This is a genomic window from Limosilactobacillus caviae (genome assembly GCF_014635905.1).
GTDB classification, from domain to species: Bacteria; Bacillota; Bacilli; order Lactobacillales; family Lactobacillaceae; genus Limosilactobacillus; species Limosilactobacillus caviae.
This window is the reverse complement of record NZ_BMDS01000003.1, coordinates 198,936-224,916: the sequence shown is the minus strand read 5'-3', so window position 1 is coordinate 224,916 and position 25,981 is coordinate 198,936. Positions and strand designations below refer to the sequence as shown.

The 25,981-nt window shown below is 38.7% G+C and carries 20 protein-coding genes and 1 other annotated feature; all 20 genes read right to left on the bottom strand.

The features are described 5' to 3' along the window. Positions 1–9: 9 nt before the first annotated feature. Positions 10–2,010, bottom strand: a complete 2,001-nt coding sequence (gene mutL, locus IEU90_RS05855; protein ID WP_153710220.1) for a DNA mismatch repair endonuclease MutL — start codon at positions 2,008–2,010, stop codon at positions 10–12. A gap of 11 nt (positions 2,011–2,021) precedes the next feature. Further along, positions 2,022–4,667, bottom strand: a complete 2,646-nt coding sequence (gene mutS / locus IEU90_RS05850) for a DNA mismatch repair protein MutS (protein ID WP_188357865.1) — start codon at positions 4,665–4,667, stop codon at positions 2,022–2,024. A gap of 174 nt (positions 4,668–4,841) precedes the next feature. After that, a complete protein-coding gene (gene rny, locus IEU90_RS05845) occupies positions 4,842–6,365 on the bottom strand; it encodes a ribonuclease Y (protein WP_153710267.1) in 1,524 nt (507 codons plus the stop codon). A gap of 262 nt (positions 6,366–6,627) precedes the next feature. Beyond that, on the bottom strand, positions 6,628–7,716 hold the full coding sequence (gene recA, locus IEU90_RS05840) for a recombinase RecA (protein WP_153710219.1): 1,089 nt from the start codon (positions 7,714–7,716) through the stop codon (positions 6,628–6,630). An 89-nt stretch (positions 7,717–7,805) separates the two neighbouring features. After that, complete coding sequence (locus IEU90_RS05835; RefSeq protein WP_188357863.1) at positions 7,806–9,053, bottom strand: competence/damage-inducible protein A; 1,248 nt, start codon at positions 9,051–9,053, stop codon at positions 7,806–7,808. A gap of 269 nt (positions 9,054–9,322) precedes the next feature. Further along, positions 9,323–9,910 carry a CDP-diacylglycerol--glycerol-3-phosphate 3-phosphatidyltransferase gene (pgsA, locus tag IEU90_RS05830; RefSeq protein ID WP_153710217.1) on the bottom strand — a complete coding sequence of 196 codons (588 nt, stop codon included), beginning with the start codon at positions 9,908–9,910 and terminating at the stop codon, positions 9,323–9,325. A gap of 26 nt (positions 9,911–9,936) precedes the next feature. Then, positions 9,937–10,971, bottom strand: coding sequence for a helix-turn-helix domain-containing protein (locus IEU90_RS05825; RefSeq protein WP_153710216.1), 1,035 nt, complete (start codon positions 10,969–10,971; stop codon positions 9,937–9,939). Between the two features lie 86 nt (positions 10,972–11,057). Then, positions 11,058–12,356 (bottom strand): EF-P 5-aminopentanol modification-associated protein YfmH, encoded by a 1,299-nt coding sequence (yfmH, locus tag IEU90_RS05820; protein ID WP_153710215.1) that lies wholly within the window; start codon positions 12,354–12,356, stop codon positions 11,058–11,060. A 4-nt stretch (positions 12,357–12,360) separates the two neighbouring features. Next, on the bottom strand, positions 12,361–13,608 hold the full coding sequence (yfmF, locus tag IEU90_RS05815; protein ID WP_188357862.1) for an EF-P 5-aminopentanol modification-associated protein YfmF: 1,248 nt from the start codon (positions 13,606–13,608) through the stop codon (positions 12,361–12,363). Positions 13,609–13,824: 216 nt separating this feature from the next. Continuing rightward, on the bottom strand, positions 13,825–14,673 hold the full coding sequence (locus IEU90_RS05810; RefSeq protein WP_153710214.1) for an amino acid ABC transporter substrate-binding protein: 849 nt from the start codon (positions 14,671–14,673) through the stop codon (positions 13,825–13,827). Positions 14,674–14,690: 17 nt separating this feature from the next. Further along, a complete protein-coding gene (locus IEU90_RS05805; protein WP_153710213.1) occupies positions 14,691–15,341 on the bottom strand; it encodes an amino acid ABC transporter ATP-binding protein in 651 nt (216 codons plus the stop codon). 15 nt (positions 15,342–15,356) lie between these two features. Continuing rightward, positions 15,357–16,004 (bottom strand): amino acid ABC transporter permease, encoded by a 648-nt coding sequence (locus tag IEU90_RS05800; RefSeq protein ID WP_163704835.1) that lies wholly within the window; start codon positions 16,002–16,004, stop codon positions 15,357–15,359. Between the two features lie 71 nt (positions 16,005–16,075). Beyond that, positions 16,076–16,417 (bottom strand) — a binding site (T-box leader). Positions 16,418–16,467: 50 nt separating this feature from the next. Then, the gene (mreD, locus tag IEU90_RS05795) at positions 16,468–17,004 is read right to left on the bottom strand and encodes a rod shape-determining protein MreD (protein ID WP_153710212.1); all 537 of its coding nucleotides are present in this window, start codon (positions 17,002–17,004) and stop codon (positions 16,468–16,470) included. Between the two features lie 5 nt (positions 17,005–17,009). Further along, the gene (gene mreC, locus IEU90_RS05790) at positions 17,010–17,867 is read right to left on the bottom strand and encodes a rod shape-determining protein MreC (RefSeq protein ID WP_153710211.1); all 858 of its coding nucleotides are present in this window, start codon (positions 17,865–17,867) and stop codon (positions 17,010–17,012) included. A gap of 132 nt (positions 17,868–17,999) precedes the next feature. Then, positions 18,000–19,001, bottom strand: a complete 1,002-nt coding sequence (locus IEU90_RS05785) for a rod shape-determining protein (protein ID WP_153710210.1) — start codon at positions 18,999–19,001, stop codon at positions 18,000–18,002. Positions 19,002–19,142: 141 nt separating this feature from the next. Continuing rightward, entirely contained in the window at positions 19,143–19,760 is a 618-nt protein-coding gene (locus IEU90_RS05780) for a JAB domain-containing protein (protein ID WP_153710209.1), read from the bottom strand. A gap of 66 nt (positions 19,761–19,826) precedes the next feature. Continuing rightward, positions 19,827–21,140: a bifunctional folylpolyglutamate synthase/dihydrofolate synthase gene (locus IEU90_RS05775; protein ID WP_153710208.1), complete on the bottom strand. Its 1,314-nt coding sequence runs from the start codon at positions 21,138–21,140 to the stop codon at positions 19,827–19,829. Between the two features lie 102 nt (positions 21,141–21,242). After that, entirely contained in the window at positions 21,243–22,457 is a 1,215-nt protein-coding gene (locus IEU90_RS05770) for an NAD(P)/FAD-dependent oxidoreductase (protein ID WP_188357860.1), read from the bottom strand. Positions 22,458–22,510: 53 nt separating this feature from the next. Then, positions 22,511–24,256 (bottom strand): thiol reductant ABC exporter subunit CydC, encoded by a 1,746-nt coding sequence (cydC, locus tag IEU90_RS05765; protein WP_188357859.1) that lies wholly within the window; start codon positions 24,254–24,256, stop codon positions 22,511–22,513. Next, positions 24,249–25,979 carry a thiol reductant ABC exporter subunit CydD gene (gene cydD / locus IEU90_RS05760; protein WP_188357858.1) on the bottom strand — a complete coding sequence of 577 codons (1,731 nt, stop codon included), beginning with the start codon at positions 25,977–25,979 and terminating at the stop codon, positions 24,249–24,251. Before cydD ends, cydC begins: the two co-directional genes overlap by 8 nt. Positions 25,980–25,981: the final 2 nt, after the last annotated feature.

Sequence of the window (25,981 nt, the reverse complement as noted above, 5' to 3'; positions counted from 1 at the left end):
AGTTCCTCCTTAAAATTCGTGATCATCAAAATCATCAGCATACGGGGTATGTGAATCCTGAATTCTCTTAAACATTTTTTCCAAATCCTGATCATCAAAATGGACGGTAACAGGACGGCCATGAGGACAATTAAATGGGTTCTCGCATTGAGGCAACCGTTTTAAAAGGGCCTTTGCTTCTCGTTCATCAAGATGATGATTAGCTTTAATCGCTCGTTTACAACTCATCATGATTGCTGTCCTCATTCGAAATTCCTTAACTGTTAGCTTACCATTCTTAATTAGCCAATCAATCATTTCCTTAGCCGTATCTTCTTCCTGCCCCTCCTTAAACCAAGTTGGGTGCGACCGCAAAATAAAACTATTTTGACCGAATGACTCTAAATTCAAGCCGACCGCCGCTAAAGTATCTAGGTGCTGGGTAATAGTTAAAGCGTCAACAGTAGAATAGTTTAGGACAAGCGGTACTAAGAAATTCTGTTGGCTTGGACTCACTTCACCAATCTTTTGCCGATAATATTCATAGTTAATCCGTTCTTGGGCCGCATGTTGATCAATAATATAAAGTCCGTCACCTGCCTGGGCTAGCAAAAACGTTCCTTGCAGCTGACCAATATATTGCAGTTCAGGAAACCGATTCTGACTCTGATCAGTTTTATCATGGACGTCCAATTCAATGTTTTCAGGTTTCTTAGTACTCATTGGTGGCGTTGAGGTTGGAAACGGGGTAACGGTTCCTTCATTTTGGTAACGTTCATCAAATTTTTGCATCGCTGGTGTTCTTAAATCATTAACATCATGGATAACTATTGGTGCTGGAATTTCACTATCATGAGCGTCAGCTTTCGCAGGATTATCTGCAACTGGTGATACACCATTTGCTGCTACTTGTTCTTGAACGGGAACTGTTGAAATAGGATTGGCATGGTAAGCCGGTGATGCCTCTTTCAAGCGTCGATCCAGGTCGGCTATTTCATCATCATTCGGCATAAATTGATCTGCATCCACATTCGGAATTAAATTCTCTACTGCAATCCGCTTGCGAATTACTTTGGAAATTAATTTTGTTAATTGTTGTTCTTTGCTCAATCGGACTTCGCGTTTAGCCGGATGGACGTTAACGTCGACTAAAACAGGATCCAGGTCAATATTAATTACCGCCAATGGATAACGCCCAACCATTAACTTTGATTCATACCCTTGAATGATTGCCTTAGTTAACTCAAAATTACGAACATAACGGTGGTTGATCGTAATCGTAATATACTGTCGCGATGCCCGGGTTAATTCAGGTAAAGAAACAAAACCGCTTATTTTAAAATCATTATCCTCGCCTTTTACTTCTAACATTTTTCGTCCAGCTTGAACACCATAAATAGCTGCAACAACTTGTTGAAGGTTATTATTACCAGCCGAGCGGAATAGTTCACGGCCGTTATGGGTAAAGCTAAAAGCAACTGCTGGATTAGCCAGTGCCAACCGGTTAATAATATCCGTAATTCGTGCTAATTCAGTCTGTGGCGACTTAAGGTATTTCAACCGTGCCGGAGTATTAAAAAACAGGTCGGTTACTTTAATATCAGTTCCTTGGCGCGCTCCTGCCGGCTTCATAGCTAATTCTTTTCCGCCACGCAGGTGAATCATTGCACCCTCTTCTTGTCCAGCTTGAGCAGTAGTTAAAGTTACGTCAGCAACAGAAGCAATACTAGGTAAAGCCTCGCCGCGAAATCCCATTGTCTGGACCTTAAACAAGTCATGTCGTGAATTAATCTTACTGGTAGCATGACGATGAAAAGCAAGTTTAACATCTTCAGCAGCAATCCCATCACCATCATCGATTACTCGGACACTATCCAGTCCAGAATTTTCAACAATAATGTCAACACGGTGACTATGGGCATCAAGTGAATTTTCAACTAACTCTTTTACAATTGATGCCGGACGCTCGATTACTTCCCCGGCAGCTATTTGGTCAGCTAAAATATTATCCAGTTCATGAATTTTTCCCATTAAATATCACCCTATTTCAATTTCTGCTGCCATTTATAAATCTGATTCATTACATCCATAGGCGTCATTCCCATCAGGTTGAGTTCTTTTAATTGGTGTAGAATACGCCGGTCAATGCCTGTTTCCTTTTTTTCTGTTGGTGTCGCAAACAGTTCAAGCTGCCCATTATCTTCAATCACTGGTGCAGCCTTCCGTTTTGTTGGCACTGGTTCATTTACTTTTGCAGAAATCGTTTCAGTCTGATAGTTTCCATCTTTTTCTGCTGGGGACGATGGTAGCTTAATATCTTTTCTCTCTAGCTTTTGAAGAATTGTATCAGCACGTTTTAACAATGAACTTGGCATCCCTGCTAATTTTGCAACATGGATCCCATAAGACTTATCAGCTGGTCCTGCACTTACTTTATGGAGAAATACCAGTTCACCATCTTTTTCCGTCGCCCCCACATGAACATTCTTCAATCGTGCCAGACTATCTTCCAGCGCGGTTAATTCGTGATAATGAGTTGAGAAAAGAGTCTTCGCACGCACATGCTGGTGGACATATTCAATAATTGCTTGTGCCAAAGCCATTCCATCGTAGGTAGCTGTTCCTCGACCAATTTCATCAAATAAAATTAAGCTTCGATCCGTTGCATGCATTAAAGCATTATTAGCCTCCATCATTTCGACCATAAATGTACTTTCACCAGAGATTAGATCATCTGCTGCCCCAATTCGTGTAAAAACTTGATCAAAAATTGGCAATTCAGCTGACTTAGCGGGTACAAAACACCCAATCTGTGCCATTACTGCGATAAGGGCGAGTTGACGCATATACGTACTCTTACCAGACATATTAGGTCCGGTAATTAGTAAGATATCAGTATCATCACCCATTAAAACATCATTAGGGACATATTCTTGATGCCCCATAAATTTTTCAACTACTGGGTGTCGTCCATCCTTAATCTTCAGAACATGTCCCGTATTCATCGTTGGGCGGACGAAATGGTAATCTTCACTTACTACAGCAAAGCTTTGTAATACATCTAATTCTGCTAATTGTTGCGCTAACTTTTGCAATCGCTTGATCTGACTTTTTACTTGCTCACGAATTTTTACAAAGAGGTCATACTCAAGAGCAGTTGACTTTTCTTGAGCACCCATTATTAATGCCTCTTTTTCTTTCAGTTCAGGCGTTGAGAACCGCTCGGCATTAACCAGCGTCTGCTTGCGTTCATAGCGGTCTTTTGGCAATTTATCAAGATTAACCTTCGTAACTTCAATATAGTAACCAAAAACATGATTATAACCAATTTTTAAATTACTTATACCGGTTAATTTCCGCTCATGCTCCTGGAGATCAGCAATCCACTGTTTTCCATTATTCATGGCATCACGATACTGGTCTAATTGTGTATTATAGCCATCCTTAATTACGCCGCCATCTGTTATTGCAATTGGCGGTTCCTCAACAATAGCCCGGTCAATTAAATCAGCTATATCATCTAACGGATCAAGCTGTTTTTGGAGTTGCTCAAACACGGGTGAATCTAGTGTTTCTAAAACATACTTTATTTTGGGGACTTGTCTAAGGGATGTCTTTAGTTGAATAAGGTCCCGTCCATTAACGCTGCCATAAGCCACTCTTCCTGCTAAACGCTCTAAGTCATATACCTTTATTAATTCTTGCTGCAAATTGCTCCTTTCAAAATAATGGTTTAATAATTCTTGGACTTTATCTTGACGTTCGCTAATTGCATTCGGGTTAATTAATGGCCGATCAATCCACCGTTTTAATAACCTGCTCCCCATTGCCGTTTTAGTTTCATCTAAGAGCCAGGCTAATGTTCCTTGACGTTTACCGCTTCGCATATTTTTCATTAATTCTAAGTTGGTTTTAGAATAATGATCAATTTTCATAAAAGAGCTTGGCTGGTAAGCAATTGCTTTTTGTAAGTGAGCAAGTGCCCTCTTTTGCGTTGTTAATAAGTATGATACCAAAAGGCCAACCACACGCTGTTGACCTGCTGCTTCAAGATCTTGAGTAAGATAGCTTATCTCCGAATTTTTTAAGATAGTCGGCTGGTGAGATTGAAGAATGTTCCGTTGTTTAAATTGTGTAGTTATTTCAGCAGGAAGCTCACCATCCACTACTACTTCCTTACTTTGTAAATTAACTAATTCGTTAACCGCGTCATTAGCGTTATCAAGGGTGGTCGTTTTAAGCTCCCCCGTCGACAAGTCCGTATACGCAATATTGAAAGCATTATCTTGCATACTTATTGCTGCTAAATAGTTATTGTCTCGCGCCTGTTCTCCATTAAGATCCATTTGTGTCCCTGGGGTAATAAGACGAGTAACGGCTCGTTTAACCATCCCCTTGGCTTTTTTAGGATCTTCCATTTGTTCACAGATTGCTACTTTATAACCTTTGTCAATTAAAATATCAATATAGCTATTAACAGCTCTATGTGGCACTCCACACATTGGGATTGGATTTTTAGCACTATGATTTCTAGTTGTTAATGTTAATTCTAGTAGTTGCGCTCCTTTAATCGCATCATCATTAAACAGCTCATAAAAATCACCTAAACGATAAAACAAAAAGGCATCTGGATATTGATCCTTCACCTTTTGATATTGTTCCATCATTGGCGTCATCTTTTTTGCCACTAACTTTCACCCCGTTAATAATTTTATTTCGTTCTTATTATTTACAATAAATTAATTATATTTTCTGCCATAATTTCATGCAAGGCTCTATAGTTTAGCACCAGTTACTGTTTTTTAAAATAATAAAGAGACTGTAGTATGTACCCAGTCTCTTTATTAGAACTGAAAACCAGTTTATTTAGCATAATCAACTGCTCGAACTTCCCGAATAACGGTTACTTTGATATGTCCTGGATATTCTAATTGCTTTTCAATTTTGTTCTTAATATCATGTGACAAAGTTGTTGCTTGCAAATCAGAAATCTTCTTTGGTTTAACAATCACGCGAAGTTCTCGACCAGCTTGAATTGCGTAACTATGGTCGACACCATCATAACTGTTTGCTATGCCTTCTAGTTTCTTTAAGCGTTGAATGTATTGTTCTAATGATTCACTTCGCGCACCTGGTCGAGCGCCTGAAATTGCATCAGCCGCCTGAACTAGAACAGCGATCACAGAAGTTGCTGGGACATCTCCATGGTGTGAAGCAATCGTATTGATTACCACTTTATTTTCTTTGTATTTCCGGGTCAATTCAACTCCAAGCTCAACATGCGAACCATCAACTTCATGGTCAATTGCTTTGCCAATATCATGTAATAGCCCAGCACGTTTTGCCATTGTGACGTCCTCACCAAGTTCAGCAGCCATGATTCCCGCTAACTTAGCAACTTCAATCGAATGATCTAAAACATTTTGACCATAACTTGTCCGGTACTTCATTCTCCCAACCGTCTTAATAAGGTCAGGATGCATAGAATGAATCCCTAAATCAAACAATGCCTGCTCTCCAGTTTCACGCAACTGGGTATCCATTTGCTTACGAGCTTTATCAACTGCTTCTTCAATTCTCGCAGGGTGAATACGCCCATCTTGAATTAACTTTTCAAGAGCAATTTTAGCAATTTCTCGACGAACCGGGTCAAAACCACTTAACACTACTGCTTCCGGCGTGTCATCAATAATCAAATCAATTCCTGTTAATGTCTCTAAAGTTCTAATATTACGACCTTCACGACCAATTATTCTCCCCTTCATATCATCATTAGGAAGGGTAACAACTGAAACAGTCGTCTCAGAGACAACATCAGCAGCACTTCGCTGAATCGCCTCAACAATTAATTTCTTAGCGTTTCGTTCTGCTGAAAGTTCTGCTTCTTGTTCACTATCACGAATCATTACTGCCCGTTCAGTCTTTAACTGTTCTTTTACTTCAGATAATAATAACTGTTTAGCGTCATCTTGTGACATTTGAGCAACTTTTTCAACTTCTTGTTTACGTTGTTCAACTAAGGCTTCAGCTTGTTCCTTAGATTGATGAAGTCGTTCTTTTTCTTGATCTAATTTTCGTTCACGAACACCAACCGCATTTTCTCGTTTTTCAAGAGCACTATCTTTATGATCTAAAGAAGTTTCCCGTTGAAGTAGACGATCCTCTTGACGTTGAACTTCACTTCGCCGTTGCTTTAACTCGTCTTCAACACGTTCCCGATATTGATGACTCTCTTCTTTTGCTTCTAAAATAGCCTCTTTTTTCGCCGTTGCTGCGTCTTGTTTTGCTTTAGAAATAATACCTTGCGCATCATTATGCGCTTCTGCAACTTGTTTTTCGTATGAAACCTTGCGAATTACATAGCCGACAATAATTCCGACAACCATAACAAGCGCGGCGAATATTAATACTTCCACTATTTCACCTCCGCTTCAACTATTATGTTGTTGGTATGAATAAATTAATTTCACCGTGTCATGTTTCAAAACATCACACATGTTAAATTTTAAGCTTGCCAAACCAAGGTGTCAACTATTGAATTTTTTAATCCATATTAAAGAGCTATTAATAGACGAAGAAGGCCCTAACATCTTATTTTATTAGTAAAGATGTTAGGGTCCTCCTGTTATTTTATACCGTTAATGCCAACTATTTTTTACTTGCTTCTTCAATAGTTTCTTGCTTACTTTCTCCTGATCCACTGGAATCTTTACCATTAGTTGAATCTTTTGCAGATTTTTCATCTAAAGGTTCCATTCCGTTTGCAACACGAACCTTATTCATTAATTCATTCATGCTATCAGGATGTTCTTTAAGCCACTTTTTAGCATTTTCTCGCCCTTGACCAATTCGCTCATTGCCATATGAATACCAAGCACCGCTTTTATCAACAAGGTCATTTTCAACTGCCATATCTAATAATTCCCCTGTCTTAGAGATACCTTCACCGTACATAATGTCAACTTCACAACGCTTGAATGGCGGAGCAACCTTGTTCTTCACAATTTTTACTTTTGCTTTATTACCAACAACGTCTGTCCCATTCTTAATCTGTTCTGCACGACGAATTTCCATACGAATTGTTGAGTAGAATTTTAAGGCACGACCACCAGTAGTAGTTTCAGGGTTACCAAACATAACCCCGACTTTTTCACGAATCTGGTTGATAAAGATAGCAATCGTCTTTGTTTTATTAATCTCACCAGATAACTTTCGAAGCGCCTGAGACATTAAACGCGCTTGTAAGCCGACATGAGTATCACCCATATCACCGTCAATTTCAGCACGAGGAACTAATGCTGCTACTGAGTCAACAATAACTAAATCAACTGCTCCACTAGAAATTAATGCATCAGCGATTTCTAGTCCTTCTTCACCACTATCAGGCTGGGAAAGTAATAAATCATCAATATTAACTCCTAATGCCTCAGCATATTGAGGATCAAGTGCATTTTCAGCATCAATATATGCTGCTGTTCCACCCTGGCGTTGAACTTCTGCTACTGCATGTAAAGCAACAGTGGTCTTCCCAGAACTCTCTGGGCCATAAATTTCTACTATCCGGCCACGAGGATACCCACCAATGCCGAGTGCTTTATCAATTGCAAGCGAGCCACTAGATACAGATGCAATCTTCATATCTGTGGCATCACCCATACGCATAATTGAACCTTTACCAAAGTTCTTTTCGATCTTTCTGATGGCAACATCTAATGCTGCTTTTCGTTGGTCAGCCAAATCAAATTCCTCCTTTTTTACGGTTTATCCGATAACTAATAATAACAGTTTTAGCAAAAAAAACAAGAAAAAAGTGAACAAAAGTTCGTTTATTTTTTTAATTCACGATAAATCATTTGCAGCCCGTACTGGACACTTAAGGTTCTAATAGCCTGTCTACCAATATAAGAAGCAAGATGCAACTGAACCGTCTTTGTTGGCTGCCCCTCAATTGCTAATCCAACCCAAACTGTACCAGCGGGGTGATTTTCTAATGCATCTGGACCTGCAACCCCAGTAAACCCAATACCAATTTTTGTATTCAATTTTTGACGGCATCCTTCAGCCATTGCCGCTGCCGTTTCAGAACTTACCACACCATATCGATCGATTAATCCATTAGGTATTCCCAAGAGCTCTTCCTTAGCACCGGCAGCATAGGTGACAAAACCGCCATCAAAAATATTCGATGCCCCCGGAACAGAACAAATTGTACTTTGAAACATTCCTCCTGTTAGACTTTCAGCAGCTGTTAATTTCCAATTTTTTTCTTTTAATAACTCAACAACTACATTGGCAAGGGTAAGATCATCACCAACACCAAAAAAATAAGGCTTTTCAAAAGCTAAAATAGATTTTTGAACCCGATCAATTTTCGCGGTTGCTTCTTTTTTCGGTAAGTCCCGAACTGTTAAGCGCACCTGAATTGCTGTTGGTTGAACATAGGAAATAATGCTTATCCCCGTTTCATTTTGAGTTGCTTCCTGAATTTCGCTCATTAACTGCGATTCAGGACGACCCAAGAAATTTAGGGTCCGACTAGTAATTTGTTTTCCAGTTTGAAAATGCTCCTTTAACTTAGGAATCAAACTTTCTTCAACCATCGCCTGGAATTCTGCTGGTGGTCCAGGCAATACAACGACTACCTTTCCATTAATTTCATCCCAGCACCCTAAAGCAAGACCAACTGGGTTCTTCAGTGGCGTGCCCCCTTTAAGATATTGAGCTTGGCGGATATTATCAGGTTCCATTTTAATTTGCCGTTGTTTAAAAGTTTGTTGGATCCAATTCCAGTGCTGGTTATCCGTTTGTAAATCTACTCCTAATGTCCTAGCAACGGTTGGCATTGTAATATCGTCAGCGGTTGGGCCTAAACCACCACAGACAAAAACTAATTGTGCTCGTGTCAATGCATGGTTAATAACCCGCTCAAGTCGTTGCGGCTGATCATCAACAGTCGTCTGGTACGTAGCTGGTAGATCTAGTTGAGTAAGCTTTCTTGCCAAATAGGCTGCATTAGTATTAACAATTTGACCTAGTACAATTTCTGTTCCAACTGAAATTATTTCCGCATCCATAAAGTTCACCCCTATAATATATATACGTAAAGTATAACCATTTTCACTAAAATCATAAAATTTTAATTCAAATAAAATAAGCGGGGCAGAACCAGCTTACCTAGTTCATTATCCCGCTGTCGTCAACGCACCGCCTATTGCAAGAATGATTAGATTAGACAAATGCTGATCTATTAACGTTTGAACTACCAGTCAGTTACCGCGTTGGCATTTTTATCTTTAAAAAGTTAAAGACCGGGTTAGTTCCCAGTCTCTGACTTAATCTTAAATTATTTAAATCCATCCGAGAAAACGTCGCGTCCCTGAATGAAGTAGTCTATTCCCGAGTAAATAGTAAAGAATAAACAAATATATAGCATGATTTGGCCAAATGGAATATTCCACATTGCAAAAATTACGTTATTTAAGAGTAAGAAGATAATTGCAATAAACTGCGTTGTCGTTTTAATTTTACCTGGCATTTTGGCAGCTAAAACTATCCCATCTTGTTCTACCAGCAATAATCGTAGCCCCGTAACGGCTAATTCACGCCAGATAATAATTGAGGTTACCCATGACGGTACAACCCCGCTTCCAGTCAAGACAATAAAAGCGGTCATTACTAATAGTTTATCCGCTAATGGATCAGTAAATTTTCCAAAATTAGTTACAAGATGCTGACGACGCGCAATCTGTCCGTCAAGATTATCAGTAATTGTAGCAACGATAAACAAAATGGCAGCAATAAACTGAGCCATTGGAATAGTTGCCCCTAAAAAGCTAACAGCTCCCCAGCTTTGTAATGGCAACACCATTAATAATAAGAAAAAGGGGATAATAATTAAACGAACAACAGTTAATTTATTAGGTAAATTCAATGTTCTAACTCCTTTAGCACTCCAGATTAACGAGTAGGTTGGCTACCCTGTCGACTAGCATTTGTCTGAGGACGGCTGCTGCTTGCTGCAGATGGTTGCGTAGCATTATTTGATTGACTAGTCGAAGAAGCGTTTCGATTTGAATTATTTGATGCTTGACTAGCTGCACTGCTACTTGATTGATTTTGACCAAAATTAATCGTTACATTCCGTGTGTTTTGGTAACGACCGTTATTAGTAAAGTCAATTTCTTGGTCACCAATCTTTAATTTTGTAGCCCGAGCGTTACCAACTGTAATTACTAATGATGTTGTGTCACGATTAATCTTAAGGCTAGTCTTTTCATTATTATTTAGGGTCTTGTTTAATAAGTTATTGTTATTTGCGCGTACCTGCATCCACGACCGATCACTTGGTTCAATTTGTAAGGTTGTATCTGCCGTAAGCTGTTTAGCGGTGTAGGTAACGCTAGTGTCATTTCGATTAGGTGCTTCTTGAAGCTTGATCGCTGTTGACTTACTCTGTTTTGTACTTTCTTTCTTAGAAGAAGACGATGCCTTTTTGCGACTCTCACCGGATACCGAAACAGAACTATTATCAATCCGTGTAGAAGAGTCCCGGTGATTACGAGCAATTGCAGTAAGCCAGATAGCAGCTAATACTAAAACAATCACACACGCAATGATGATGGTTGGCATATAATTCCGCACCTTATCAACACTGCCACTAACAGTCTTTCGTTGACTCGCCCGTGTCTCCACCGCCTGAGCAAGATGATCAGAATATTCTTCTGTCTTCGTCTTTGGTAATTGATCATCATACTTTTGCAATAATTCATTACCATCTAATCCAACCATATTTGCATATTGCTTAATGAACGCACGAACATAAAAGTCCCCAGGTAGTTCATCGAAATTTTCATCTTCAATAGCAATTAAATACCGCTTTTGGATTTTTGTCATTTGTTGAAGATCATCAAGGGTATATCCTTTTTCTTCTCGAGCTTTTCGTAAAATTTTGCCAATCTCAAGTCGTTTTTGATCGTTCTCGTTCTCACTCATTATTCTATCTCCATTTTCATTTATCTTTACTCTTGGATATTATATCATGCTCACAATATATAATAAATTCACAAGAAAAGTTAATTTTATTGATGTTGTGGTACTACTTGATATACCGAAATTCCTTGGGGAGTAATAAAATCCTTTGCCACTTGATAAAGGTCGTCAATTGTAATGGTCTCTAAAATCTGGATTTCATCCATTAAACTTGCTCCTGCAAATAGATCTCCAGCATACCGATTAGCGATAGCCTCTGGAGAATCTAAAAGTCCAATCAATCGTCCTAATTCAGCATTTTTGATTCCTTCAAATCTTGTTCGCGCGGCCTCGATTTGCTGATCAGCACTCTCAAGGATATCAATAATTTCGTCAGCAAAGCGTTCCATTTGATCAGTGTCAGAACTAAAATAGGCAAAATGAAAGCCTCGTTGCATTTCAAAATTATAGCCAAATGTATCATCAAGTGTTTCATTATTGTATAAACGCAAATAGTTATCCGATGTATCATCAAACAAAACATCTAACAATAAATCAATTGCCAATTTATAATGCAATCGTTGCTTCCCATCATCGAATTGCTTTGTTCCCCGCAAACCAACCATTACTTTGGGCCTTACAATATCCATTGTTAATGAGCGGAAAGGAATTACATCATGTGCAGTCGGATCATTTAATTTAAATAATCTGCGTGGCGTTTCCGTCGGTGCAAAGATTTTTTGTTCTTGATTTTGCTTGATCCACGCCATTGTTTCCTCTGGGTCCAGGCGACCAACTAGGAATAAGTTCATGTTGGCAGGCTGATAGAACGTTTTATAAGTATCCATCAAAATTTTTGGTGTAATGCGGCCAATTGATTCAATCGTCCCTGCAATATCAATCCGCATCGGGTCGTTAGGGTATAAATTACCTAAAATTCCTAAATATAAACGCCAACTTGGATCATCCTCATACATTTGAATTTCTTGACCAATTATCCCCTGCTCTTTTTTTACTGTTTGGTCGGTAAAGTACGGATCTTGAACAAAATCTAGCAAAACATCTAAATTTTCGTGAAGATTGCTAGTAGTTGAAAAAAGGTAGCTTGTTTGAGTAAAGCTAGTAAAGGCATTAGAATCAGCTCCCAATTTACCAAACAAATCAAACGCATCATGGTCTTTTTTCTCAAACATTTTATGTTCAAGAAAATGGGCAACTCCGTCTGGAACGGTAATTGCTTCCTCCTGATGATATGGAATGAAATGATTATCAATCGAGCCAAAGTCAGTTGTTAAAATTGCATACGTCTTATGGTACCCTTCCATTGGCAGAAGCTGAACCTTTAGCCCATTTGATAATTGTTCACGATAAATGGACTGGTTAAAATTTTGATAAACTTGTTTATCCATATAACTATCTCTCACCACTTAATAAATAAACTGCTTGAAGTTTCATTTTGTTTGCAACTTGAGAAATATCAGCTGGTGTTACCTTTTTTATTTCAGCTACAAAATCTTTATTTGTTTCATTAACTAATTTAGCTACTAGTTGCTGTTCCAAAATATTACTTGCTAGATCATGACCAGCACGATATTGATTAATCAAACTATCTTGGACCTCTTTTAAGGCTTCATCAGAAAAATTGCCATTCTGCAAATCTTTAAGCTGCTCTTGAATCATATCTTGAACTCTTTCTTGGTCACTAGCACGAATCCCCGTTTGAACGCTCACTACTCCGTTAAATGGCAAAAGACGACTTGAAGCATAATAAGCTAAGCTGGCTTTTTCCCGAACATTTGTAAAAAGTTTTGAATATGGCGTACCACCAAAAAGACCGTTAAAGACCAACGCCGCATAATAATCTGAATCATGGTAATAAACCGGTAAAGAGTATGCAAGATTTAGCTTAGCCTGACTAACCTGCTGATATTCGGTTTTACGTTGAACTTGATCATAAGGCAACTGGTGATATAAAGGCGAATTGCTAAGCGGAACCCGATTATTAAACGGCAGCCTTGCAAAAACTCTGCGGGCAAGTTCTGGATCGATATCACCTAAAACAAAAATATCAACTTTATCGTGGTTGATCATTGACTGATATGTTGCAACCAAACTCTTTGCATTTAATTTTTCAAGATCAGCAATTTGTCCAAAGCTTGGAATCTTCATTACTGAATCATTTCGGTAATATAAATCCATCAATCGCTGACTTGCCAGAAATTGTTTGTCATCATAGAACGATTTAATCGTACTTCGCAGGTTATTTGCTTGAATCCTAAAAGTAGGGCCATCAAATTCACCATCATCAATCAGTGGGTGAAATAATATTTCATTTATCAGACCGCTAATTTTTTCAAACAAGTCTTCATTAACAAAACGATTATTAACAAAGCTTGCTCGCAATCGGACTGTGTGCATCATTCCAAGACGATTAACAAATAAGTTAACATATGCCCCATATAAAGATGCTAATTGGCGGGCCAAAGCCGTCTGTGTTGGATAGCGATGCGTACTGGTCTCTAATAGGTTTGCCAATAAATTTCGTGCAGTAGCATTTGTTGGTGTTTGCGGAGTCGCAAAATCTATTAAGACGTGATTCATCTTAAATTGCTTTGTGGGTATAATGTGCAGATCCACGCCACGGGCAAGATTAAAATCCACGTTCTCTTTCTCCCTTCAATATAAAATGCAGCAAGAGGGGTTCCACTAGCTGCAACCTAGTTACGTTCGAATTATCATACTGAATAATGATACGTTAATTATGAACAAATTACAAACTGATTGAGAAAATTCATCGTATTTTTGTTAATTTGTTTATTATGCTAAAAGACAATGATGACCTAGAAGTTGAACAATTCAACCCGCTAGGCCACTCTTTTAATCATTATCCGGTCCCAAGTAATTACTATCTTGACCAAACCATTTCTCATTAATTTTGCGTAATTCGCCATTCTTTTGGAGGTTGCCAAGTCCTTGATTAATCTTCTTCTTTAATGTCTTATCTCCTTTACGCATTCCAACAGCGAAGTGCTCCATTGGTAATTCTTTACTAATGTATGTCCGATAAGAGTTACTGTTAGGCTGGTGCTTAATATAATAATTAGCGTAAACCTCATCCATTAAAATACCTTGGATTCGATTTGCATTTAAATCAATAAATGCATTGGGGAACGTATCGTAAAGTACAGGAGTATGATTTTTAATTTTATCCTTTAATAATTTAGGCTTTTCATCTAGGACTGTTAACCCAGTTGATCCATTTTGCACTCCAAGCGTCTTTCCTGTCATGCCATTTAAATTCTTAATATTGCTTTTCTTCTTAGTAACGAGAATTTGCCGGTTTTCCAAATAATACCGACTAAACGCTACCTTCTTAGCCCGACTTGGATTAACTGAATATCCATTCCACAAGAGGTCAATCGTTCCGTTCTTTAATTCGGTTTCTTTCATTGACCAATCGATTGGTTGAAAATCAACCTTTATTCCGTACTGCTTAAATACAGCTCGGGCAAGGTCTACATCGTAACCAACCAATTTTCCATTCTTTTGCCGAAAACCCATCGGAACAAAACTATCATCAAGCCCCACAATCACGCGTTTTCTTTTTTCAATTCGATTCCATGTATCCTGGGTATCAGCACGTTCTGTCACGCTTTCACAGCCACTCAAGAGCACAACAGGAACAACTAACAGAAGGAGCAACCAGATTGCTTTTAATTTTTTCATCTGTAATCCCTCCCTTATTATTCAGCTTTGCGCTGGTCAAGTGGTTGAACCCGCAAAATATCATCTGCAATATCCTGTGCAAATTCTAAATCGTGAGTAACAATTAATTGGGTCATCCCGTCCTTTTTTAATCCTAAAATAATATTAGCAACATCTTTTCGCAGGTTTGGATCTAGTGCTGATGTTGGTTCATCGTAACAAAGAATTTTAGGTTCCATTGCTAATGCACGAGCAATAGCTACCCGTTGTTTTTGCCCGCCAGAAAGCTGGTAGGGATATAAGTTACCCTTTGTATTAAGTCCTAATTCTTCAAGCAGCTTCTGAGCATCGGCAACCGCTTCTTCTTTACTCTTTTTCAAAACTAAGATTGGTGCTAACGTAATATTTTCCATTACTGATAGGTTGGGAAAAAGCTTAAAGTCCTGAAAAACAACACCAATTACACGATCAGGTGCTTCCGTTCCCTGTGGATCAAACTTTCGACCATCGATAAAGAAGTCGCCGCTATCTGGTGTTTCTAGGCCGGTAATGCAACGAAGTAACGTTGTCTTACCAGCTCCGGATGGACCAACGATACATAATATTTCACCATCTTTAACGGTTAAGTTAACCCCATCTAAAATTTGCCGGTTACCAAAACTTTTTTTCAGGTTGCGAACTTCTAACATATTGTGTCTCCTCCTTTACTTAAAGTATGCGTAACATTTTTCAACTCGACGTAAAATTAAAGTACAAATTCCGACTAGGATCAAGTAAATCAATCCAACTAACATCAGCGGAACAAGGGTAACGTCGCGGGAAGTGGCAACATTTCCTGCCCGTAATAGGTCGCCTAAACCAATTACATAAACTAATGATGAATCTTTTACCAAGTTAATAACTTCATTCCCGATTGATGGGATAACAATTTTTACAACCTGTGGAATGATAATTTTACGAAGCGTTTGCCAGTAGCTCAACCGTAAAACACGTGCTGCCTCAAATTGGCCTTGATCAACCGACTGAAAACCACCACGAAAGATTTCAGCAAAGTAAGCCGTATAATTTAAGATAAAAGCAACTAATGCTGCGTCATAACGTTCAAAAACAATTCCAATAATCGGTAACCCGTAGAATACAAAAATCAATTGTAGTAACAGCGGTGTTCCCCGCATTAACCATACATAAATTTCTAGGATCCATTTAAGCGGCTTAATCTTTGAAGTTAAACCTAAACTAACTAAAATACCAAGGGGGAGCGACCCAACCAATGTCCAGAAGAAAATTTGTAATGTAAGAATTGCTCCTTGAAATAATGAAGGTAAAATTTCACTTATATATTGCATTGACATTTCTATTGCCTCCTTAAAATCACTACTTAATTAAAATAACAGTAAAGAAAAAGCCCTCTAGGAAGTTACTCCTAGAGGGCGAATTCATCGCGGTTCCACCTCACGTTTGCAGGCACCTCGCAATGTCTGCCTCAATAAGTCTACTTATATGAACTAAAAAACGCCCTCGAGCCAAATGGCTACGAGGGCGTCTCCGCGGTTCCACCTCATCATGCTACTTTCTCACGAAAAATAGCCTCAGTGAGTTCAATAAATAAACTCCGTGCTGTAACGGGCTTCCCCGGATCTTCCTACTAAGGATTTCAGAAGATCAACTCACAGATGTGATTCAAACCCATGTATTGGTCCCTTCCCACCATTAAGGACTCTCTTAACAATACTTTAAGTTCTACTAGTCTGTTCACTGTCATTTATGATGTTGTAAATATCCTATACTGGAATATCGGTTGTGTCAAGCATTATTTTAAATTTGATTATTATCTAATGCCCAGCGATACAATGCACGAATTGGCCAGAACAGAATTACAAAATAAATTAAATTCAATGCCAATGTTGGCGCTAACGTATAGACGAGATAATCACCAAACCCAACATTGGTAATATCAATTAGGTAATAAGCCCAATAATTAAGTGTTTCAAAAACAACAATATCTACAAAGAAGATCATAATCATCGATAAAAATGATGAACTAAAATAGCGGGAAAGAATTTTGGTTATTTCAACTATTAACGGGTACAAAAAGATATACAAACCTAAGATTCCGGAAAAATAAAGGTCATATACCGCTCCCGCTGCAATTGCAAAGGGAATTAGCGGAATTTCAATATCATCTTGAAAGAAATATGATAACACTAGCCACAGCAAAACCAGTTCACTTACCATTGAATATGGGTAACTAAAAAAGAAAGAAGCCCATACGTGGCTCAACGCACCATCTAAAAACAGGCAAACGAAGAGACCGATTGGAAATATATATTTTAAACGTGATAGTCGATACATATTTATCACTCCTGTGCAGCAGATTCAGCGACAGTAACAATATTAATATCATTAAAGTCTGTTGCTGGAGTGATATAAATTTTTTGCGCAAGGCCATAATCATCTTTACCAACACGTGATACACGCCCAACGTAAAGACCTTTAGGAGTTATGCCCCCCATTCCGCTTGTTATTACCTTTGTCCCCTTCTTTATTTTCGCCTTTGAAGTTACTTGTCCCATTTCTAGTTCATTATTTGCGGCACTATATCCGGTAATAATACCATTAATAACTTTTCCGTTTTCACCGTTAAGTGTAATAGCAAAACGGTTCGATGATTCACTAGTGTCACTCAATAGTTCAACTTTACTATTAGTTTTATTTACTTCAGTTACCCGGCCAATCAATCCGCTACCGCTCATTACGGGCATATTTTTCTTAATACCGCTAGATTGACCCTTATTAATTACTAATTGTCGTTGCCATGAAGACGGCGTACGCATTAGTACAGCTGCCGTAACCGTATTATAATCAGTCATTGAATTATTAAGTTTTAATTGTTGTTTTAATTGCTTATTTTCACGTGCTAAAGTCTGATCACGGACTTTAGTTTGCGCTAATTCAGTTACCTGTTGTTTAAGTTCACGGTTTTCAGAATAAGTATTCATTAAACCATTTATTGAACTCACACTTGTCTGTGCCCAATTTACGGGGAGGGCAACTGCACTATCAACGAAGCCAACAATATCATTTCCAAATTGTTGAATAAGTGGTGGTGTATTTCGTCTATTCCGCAAAGAGACAGAACCTGCCATTAGCCCAAAGCAGACAACCAGAATTATCACAGCGATAACTAATCGGCGGTTGGAAAAAAATTTCTGCATTATGTCCCTCCAATGCATAACAAGGTAATTAAGACGGGGCCTGCCAAACACTTCTGCTTGGCAATCAGCCCCGTTAATCATTAGTTAGTACCAATGATGATTCATAATGACATTGCTGTCCAAGAATCATTTTTATTTCTTCTTCATTACATCAATACTCTTTAATGACTCACCAGTACCAATAGCAACACAATCAAGCGGATCATTGGCAATAAACACTGGTACTTTGGTTGCATCAGCGATTACATCTGGTAAATGCTTGAGTAATGCACCGCCACCAGTTAATACGATCCCATGGTCAATAACATCCGCTGCAATTTCAGGGGATGTCTCTTCCAAGGTTCCTTTTATTGCTGTAATAATGCTGTCAACAACATCCTGCAAGGCAGTAGAAACATCTGTTGCAGATACCTGCATTGTCTTTGGCAAACCGGTTACAAGGTCACGTCCGCGAACCTGAGTTGTCCCCATTTCTTCAGCTGCTTCTACTGATGCTGAACCAATATCCCACTTAAGCTTTTCGGCAGTCCGTTCACCAATTAATAAATTCATATTTTGGCGAACATATTGGACAATCGCATCATTCATCTTGTCACCGGCCATCCGAATCGAACGGCTAGATACAATTCCACCTAACGAGATTGTGGCAACATCAGTAGTACCACCACCAATATCAACAACCATGCTACCTGTAGGATCCATTACTGGAAGTCCGGCACCGATAGCAGCTGCAAATGGTTCTTCAATAACATAAGCGTCACGAGCACCTGCAACACGAGTAGCGTCGATTACGGCCCGTTTCTCAACTTCGGTAATGCCACTAGGAACACATACCATTACATATGGCTTACCATTATTTCCTAGTGTTTTATCGATGTAGTACTTCATCATTGCAACAGTCGTGTCATAATCTGCAATAACTCCATCTTTCATTGGCCGAATGGCAACAATGCTTTCTGGTGTCCGTCCAATCATGTCACGAGCATCACTGCCAACAGAAATCACTTCGTTGGTCTTAGCGTTACGAGCAACAACTGATGGCTCACGTAATACAATGCCTTTACCTTCAAGATAGACAATTGTATTAGCAGTTCCAAGGTCAATGCCAAGATTTTTTGTTCCAATTCCTAGCAATCTGCTTCTTCCCTTCGTCTTAAAAATCAAATTAATATCGTGCATATTATACCATAGCCACTCGGTACATACGAACATTAATATACATTAATCTAGGCAAAGAGACTGCAACTACCACATAAATTAAATTTTTCTTTACTTTTAGAGCGCTGTATCTTCTTGCCAGCTATAATAAGAATCCCGACCGACAATCATAAAGTCAATCAGATTGATCCCGACAAAATCACATCCTCGTTCTAATCGACGAACAAATGAGTCATCTTGACTTGAAGGGCGAATATCCCCTGTTGGATGATTATAAATCATAATAATTCCGTGCGCTGAACATTGAAGGGCGTATTGAAAAATCTTATCAGGATAAAGAACACACTCACTACCTCCGCCAATAAACAGCACTTTCCAGGCAATAATATCATTATGAACATCGGTACATGCAATACAGATGTTTTCTTGTTCTTCATCTTGAAAACGTGCGACCATTTCCTGACCGACTTCAACACTGGAATATGCATGACCAATAATATCTTCATGACTTTTAGTTACTGCTTGCCCTAAATCAATAGCAGCAAATAACCGTTTCATTTCTGGTGCCCATTCACAAATTTCTCTTTTTTCGACCCGTGTTAGACGTTTAATCGCTAATGGTGTAGGACATTTTCTTAAAAGCCGCTGACATAGTTCCTGCTTTTGGTGACCTAAATCATCAGCAAAGCAATCAAATACCATCTTTACATAATTACTTGCAAATTCATTTTCCATAAATAAATAATTCTCCTTTTTACTCTCTATATATTTAAATACGGAAAATTTAGGCTTTTGCATTTTTCAATTTAAAAATAATTTACGAACATCAGAAATAAAATAAAGCGAACCAGTAATAATCATTACGTCTTCTTCACTCATCTGACTAGCGACCTGACCGATACCTAATTGCCAATCATTTACAACCTGGACAGGATACTTAGTCGGAATGCTATCAACAGCTGCCCCTAAATCTGCACTCGGCCGTTTAGGACCCGGTCCAGCAAAGTGCGTAACAGTTAAATGGACATTACCAAGGCTTGCTAACTCGCCAAGCATTAGCTCATACTGTTTGTCTGCCAAAATAGCTACAAGTAAGTAAACTTCACGATCAGCAAAATCCTTTTTAATTGTCTTAACAAGCGCCTGAATTCCCGGCAAATTATGTGCTCCATCAAGTAAAACCAATGGCGTTGTATTAACTTCTTCGAGACGGCCCGGCCAGCTGGTATGCTCTAAACCCTCAATTAGGGCCCGCCGATCAATTGACAGCCCCATCTTGGTCATAAAAAGCTCAATCGTCATAAGAGCAATTGCGGCATTTTCTACCTGATACTCTCCTAATAAACCAAGCGTAACTTCTAAAGCTTTAATCTTCTTTCCTTGATATTGAACCTTGGAATGAAGATGGTGACCATTAAGCTTCCGCACCGAAAAGTCCTCGTCTAATTCAAATACCGGTGAGGATTTTTTCTGCGCATCTTTTCTAATTGTTGTCCGTGCTTCTTCCGGCAAATTACCAATCACTACGGGCACTTTTGTTTTAATTATCCCCGCCTTTTGGGTAGCAATTTTTGAAATAGTGTTCCCTAAGTACTTCATATGGTCCCAGCCAACCGTGGTTATGACACTAACAACCGGCTTGATAACATTTGTCGAATCATAGAGTCCGCCAATACCAACTTCAAGTAATACCACATCAGGCTTCTTTTCCGCCATGTAACAAAACATTATCGCAGTGTCAATTTCAAACTCAGTCGGACCACCTGTCGCTAATTCAACATCAAGTTTTTTTACAATCGGTGCAATTTTTTGAACCATTCGCAAAAGATCTTCATCACTAATTGGGATGTTATTGTATTCAATCCGTTCATTGAAGCGAGTAATAAATGGCGAAGTAAAACTTCCAACTGTAAGGCCGCTCTCTAATAAAGCAGACCGCATCATTGCAACAGTCGATCCTTTGCCGTTTGTTCCAGTTACATGAATATAATTAAGTCCTTCTTGCGGATTACCCAATTCTGCTAAAAATCTCCGCATCCTCTTAAGTGTAGGAATTTTTTTAAATTGCGTCCGTCCATGAATAAAAGATAACGCTTCGTCGTATGTTTCTATCATTTACATCACCTATTAATCATCTAATTATCTTTATCATTTTAACAACAAATAAAAAAGGAAGCGACTGAGAGAAAATTTTCCCATCCCTTCCTTTTCATATTTTTAGTGATATAAATCAAACCGACCTTTGGAAAGCAATTCTTTTATGCCTCCAGTCTCCATTAAAGAACGGTCAGCAATTATCTTCTTCATTACCGAAGCCAAGTAGCCACGAAGTTCGTGTCCCATTGCTTCACCAAAACCATGGGTATTACCTACCGAAGCCACCGTTCCTAATGACTTATAAGTAAATGGCTTTTCTTCATGTTTGCCGGTTTTAATCCGCGAAACAATATCTTCTGCTGTGTAGTCTGCCATTGCCAATGCAATTTGCGCGGTAGTCGGATAAGGACGCTTACCATCAGGCGGCATTACTGCTGCAACATCCCCAATAATATAAATATCATCATGCTGAGGATCTGTTAGATGATCTGTTACCAATACCCGGCCACGCTTAGCATTAAAACCACATTCTTCCATTAATGGGTTACCGCTAACACCAGTCGTCCAAATAATAGTTCCAGCAGTCATTGACTGTTCTTCTTCATCGGCGTGGCGATAACTTACTTTTCCTGGTTCAATTTTACTAATCCGCGACCCATCAAGTAATTGAACGCCTAAATTCTTAACAAGGTTAACACCATAATCAGCCAAATCTTCACTAAACATTGGCATTAATCTTGTCGAAGCTTCAATTATTGTAATCTTAATTTCATTTGGTGAAACGCCCGCAATTTTGGCGTAACTTGGACGAGCATCAACAAGGGCCCCAGCTAACTCAATACCGGTAAATCCACCACCACAAATAATAATATGCAAGTCTTCTGGATTATGACTTGTCCGATAATCTTTCATTTTGGCAATAATATGATCGTAAATTGCTAAAGCTTCTTTAACATTAGTTATTGGGAAAGCATTTTCTTTTGCCCCTGGAATGCCAAATGTTTCGGAAACAAATCCAAGGCCCAGAACACAGTAATCATAGTGAAGTAATTCTTCATGACCAGCAAGCTTAACGGTCTTTTTCTCTGAATCAATTTTTACAACTTCATCTTGAATAAATGTTGTAATCTGCGGGTTAATAACATCACTAATCGGATAAGAAATTCTGGATGCACTTTGCGTTCCTGCAGCTGTTTCATGTAAATCAGTTGCCTCATAATGATAGCTATTACGGTTAACTAAAGTAATATGAATATTATTCTTTAATTTCTTTTGCAATAATACAACAGTTTTTAGGCCAGCATAACCAGCTCCGAGTACAACAACTTCTTTCATTGTCGTTCATCCTTCCATCATTGATTCGTAATTATTATAACATTCTAAACTAACTAATTACCTTCATCTGCTTTTTTTAGCATCCGGTAATGTTGATTTGTTTCTTGTAGTTCAGCAGGGCTTCCTTGCATTGATATCTGTCCGTTTTCAATAAAAACAACCTGATCCATCATTTCAATCCCTTGTAAGTGGTGGGTGATCCAAATTAATGTCTTGCCATGTAATTGTTCCATAAAGGTTTCAATAACCTTTTCTTCTGTCAACGGGTCTAATCCGACAGTCGGTTCATCAAGTAAAATAATCGGTGCATCTTTTAATAAGATTCTCGCTAATGATAGCCGATGCCGCTCGCCACCAGAAAAACGCAATCCAGCTTCATCAACCATCGTATGCAGTTCCTTAGGCAATCGTTTAATCATTGGTGCTAAGCCAACCCGATCAAGGACTTCCCACACTTGCTCTTCGCTTGCATCTTCACTTCCTAAACGAATGTTGTTCAGGATTGTTGTATTAAATAAATATGGCGACTGGTGAACAATGCCAATATAGTTAGAAATTTCATCGCCAAATTTATCAGTCGGAACCTCATTCAAAGTTACGGCTCCAGAGGTTGGTGTCCGGTCACCACGAATTAAACTAGCCAGCGTACTCTTACCCGCACCGCTTCGTCCGAGAATAGCAACCTTTTCACCGGGATTGATATCAAGGTTAATACCCCGCAAAACCATTTTTTCAGTTTTTGGATAACGATAATGCAAATCAGTAATTTTAAGAGTATACGGTGCTGCAATCTCAATATTAACCTTTGAGGGTTCTGCAGGTTGAGGCAGGTTATTTAATCGCTTTAATGAGTCGGCATACACATTAGTCTGCTGAGCGGCTGTCGGTAAACTTGATAACACCTCATCAAGCGGGAAAACACAAAGTACAAAGGCTGCAATCCAATTAGCACTGCCGCCCCAATGACCACCAAAACGAGCCGCTCCCCAAACAATCAAACTAACTACAATTAATAAGATCATTGCCTGTAATACGAAGTCACGCCAATGTTCAAAACGTTTCATTGCTTTTTGGGACGCTAATAGATGGTGTTCACTCTTGTTATAATGTTGCAGGTAATCTGCGCTTCGGCCAGCAAACACCCAGTCTGTAATTCCCATAACATTATCTGTCAAGTCAGCATAAAGCGTATTAGTATATTGTTTCTCCAACTGTTGACGAGCACCGTTAACTAATACCGACCACACTGGAATTGCAATGATAATCAACCCAAATAAAATTAACATCAATAGTCCCATTAAAGGCGAGATAATCCCCATGCCAATAACAATAAGTGCGTAAATACCAAATGCTACTAACATCGGAAAAATGGTTCGTAAGTATAAATTTTGAATATGGGCAACATCTTCAGAAAGCAATCCTAAAATATCACCAATTCGGTATTTGCTATTAAAGAAAACTGCATCTTGTTCTAAAGAGTCATACAGTTTCTTCCGAAAAGCAGAAGTCATTTTAAAAACCCAATTATGACTAGCTAATCGTTCAAAATAATTAGTTACAGGACGAAAGATTCCAAAAGCACGGGTTAAAACAATTGGTACGTACACCAATAAAATATTAAACGGCATTGTTGCAGATTTACTAATAAGGTATCCAGCAGTAAACATTAACCCGCTCGCACAGATAAAAGTAATAATTCCAAGCGTAATTGCAAGTACAAGCGTCCACTTATATCGTTTAAGGAATGGTTTTACCCACCGATCATGTTTCATCGCCTTTAATAATGGTATTTTATCCATGGGCAGTCTCCTTTCCCTTCGTCTGATTCATAAGTTCTACAAAATACCCCTGTTTATCAAGCAACTGTTGATAGGTTCCTTGTTCAATCAACTTACCGTTCTTAAGTACCAGAATGTGGTCCATCTGTTTCATCCAGTGTAAACGGTGAGTAGCAAAAAAGACTAACCTATTTTCCATTAAAGGAATCATCCTTTTTTTCAATTCAAGTTCAGTCTCAATGTCAAGGTGGGCAGTCGGCTCATCAAAAATCATTACTTTTCGGGATGGGTCAAGAAAAGCACGGGCTAACGCTATCCGTTGTGCCTGTCCCCCGCTTAATGCCCGATGACCGCTTCCAATCATCGTTAACAATCCTTGGGGTAATTCAGCAACTAGGTCATCTAATCCCACAACATGAATTGCTTCTTTTATCCTATCCTCACTAACATCAGGAGTATAGAAAGCAATATTATTTTTTAGCGTGTCAGCAAAAATATATGGTGTTTGCGGAATATATAGAATTTGTTTTTGCCAGTTATTAATATCCAAGGTTGCCACTTCTTGACCTTGAATATTAATCTTTCCAGTTGTTGGCGCTAAAAACCCACTTAAAAGATTAATTAAAGTTGTCTTTCCAGCACCGCTCATGCCAATAATCCCAATTTTTTGATAACCCTTAACTGTCAAATTGAGATTCGCTAATTCACTACCCTCATGAGGATAAGTAAACTTTATATCATCAAAAATTAATTGATCATTGTCCGACCATTGATGAAGCTTAACGACTGGCTTTTTAGGTAATGGCATATTGAGAATTTTAAGGACAGCATGGAAAGAATTCCTACCATTCAAAGTCGCATGATAATCACTTGCAAAGTTTCTAATTGGCAAAAAGTATTCTGGCGCCAAAATTAAAATTGCTAATGCCGGGAATAATAATAAGTGTCCATTTATTAGCCGTAGTCCAAGGAAGACGGCTAACACTGCAATCGCTAATGTCGTGAAAAAATCTAATGCAAAAGTTGACAGCATTGCCACCTTTATTACACTCATTGTCGACTTTCGAAATTGTTCGCTTGAACGGTAGATACTTCGCGAGTACCTCTTACTAAGGCCAAAATACTTCAATGTATCGATTCCCCGTAATGAATCAATAAAGTGGTTCGACAATACTTGAAAAGCCGCGAATTGCCGATCAGCTTTTGCCTTGGCGGCATAGCCAAGAATAATCATAAACAAAACAATTAAGGGGTAGACCAGCAACATAACAACTCCAGAAATCCAGTCTAGCCAAAAGCAGGCAATTAAAAGAAGCACTGGAATAATCATCATGCTAATTACCTTGCTGTAGATTAATTGGATATAATTTTCAACTTCCTTAATTCCATCTAGTGCAAGGGTTACCATATTCCCCGTTCCCTCACGTTGGACAATTACTGGACCCAATTCAAAAACCTTTTTTAATAACTGCTGACGAAAGTTTTGCGCAGCTACTGAGGAATACCGGTCTAACCAACCATTTCCAACCTCTGTTAATCCGTGTCGTAAAAGATAGCAAACAATAAATCCAATTAGCCAGTAAACCTGGCTTAGGAGGGTGTGTCCCTGCCATAAGCCAGTTAACAATGCTGCTAAGCTTAATCCCTGACCAAGGATAAGAAAAGCTTGCAGGACATAAAGCCCCACAAGCCTAATCATGATATGTCTGCTCCCCTTTATTTTGAAGAGTAGTCGATCAATCATAA

What these genes read in the sequence shown, in the direction of transcription:
- rny (WP_153710267.1), bottom strand. Translation starts at nt 6,365, where the DNA reads ATGGTTGTCGGAATTATTGTCGGCTATGTAATTCGCAAGGTTTCATAC.
- cydC (WP_188357859.1), bottom strand. Translation starts at nt 24,256, where the DNA reads ATGGATAAAATACCATTATTAAAGGCGATGAAACATGATCGGTGGGTA.
- cydD (WP_188357858.1), bottom strand. Translation starts at nt 25,979, where the DNA reads ATGATTGATCGACTACTCTTCAAAATAAAGGGGAGCAGACATATCATG.
- mutL (WP_153710220.1), bottom strand. Translation starts at nt 2,010, where the DNA reads ATGGGAAAAATTCATGAACTGGATAATATTTTAGCTGACCAAATAGCT.
- mreC (WP_153710211.1), bottom strand. Translation starts at nt 17,867, where the DNA reads ATGCAGAAATTTTTTTCCAACCGCCGATTAGTTATCGCTGTGATAATT.
- IEU90_RS05805 (WP_153710213.1), bottom strand. Translation starts at nt 15,341, where the DNA reads ATGTTAGAAGTTCGCAACCTGAAAAAAAGTTTTGGTAACCGGCAAATT.
- mreD (WP_153710212.1), bottom strand. Translation starts at nt 17,004, where the DNA reads ATGTATCGACTATCACGTTTAAAATATATATTTCCAATCGGTCTCTTC.
- IEU90_RS05800 (WP_163704835.1), bottom strand. Translation starts at nt 16,004, where the DNA reads ATGTCAATGCAATATATAAGTGAAATTTTACCTTCATTATTTCAAGGA.
- IEU90_RS05775 (WP_153710208.1), bottom strand. Translation starts at nt 21,140, where the DNA reads ATGATAGAAACATACGACGAAGCGTTATCTTTTATTCATGGACGGACG.
- IEU90_RS05780 (WP_153710209.1), bottom strand. Translation starts at nt 19,760, where the DNA reads ATGGAAAATGAATTTGCAAGTAATTATGTAAAGATGGTATTTGATTGC.
- IEU90_RS05835 (WP_188357863.1), bottom strand. Translation starts at nt 9,053, where the DNA reads ATGGATGCGGAAATAATTTCAGTTGGAACAGAAATTGTACTAGGTCAA.
- IEU90_RS05810 (WP_153710214.1), bottom strand. Translation starts at nt 14,673, where the DNA reads ATGAAAAAATTAAAAGCAATCTGGTTGCTCCTTCTGTTAGTTGTTCCT.
- IEU90_RS05825 (WP_153710216.1), bottom strand. Translation starts at nt 10,971, where the DNA reads ATGAGTGAGAACGAGAACGATCAAAAACGACTTGAGATTGGCAAAATT.
- yfmH (WP_153710215.1), bottom strand. Translation starts at nt 12,356, where the DNA reads ATGGATAAACAAGTTTATCAAAATTTTAACCAGTCCATTTATCGTGAA.
- IEU90_RS05770 (WP_188357860.1), bottom strand. Translation starts at nt 22,457, where the DNA reads ATGAAAGAAGTTGTTGTACTCGGAGCTGGTTATGCTGGCCTAAAAACT.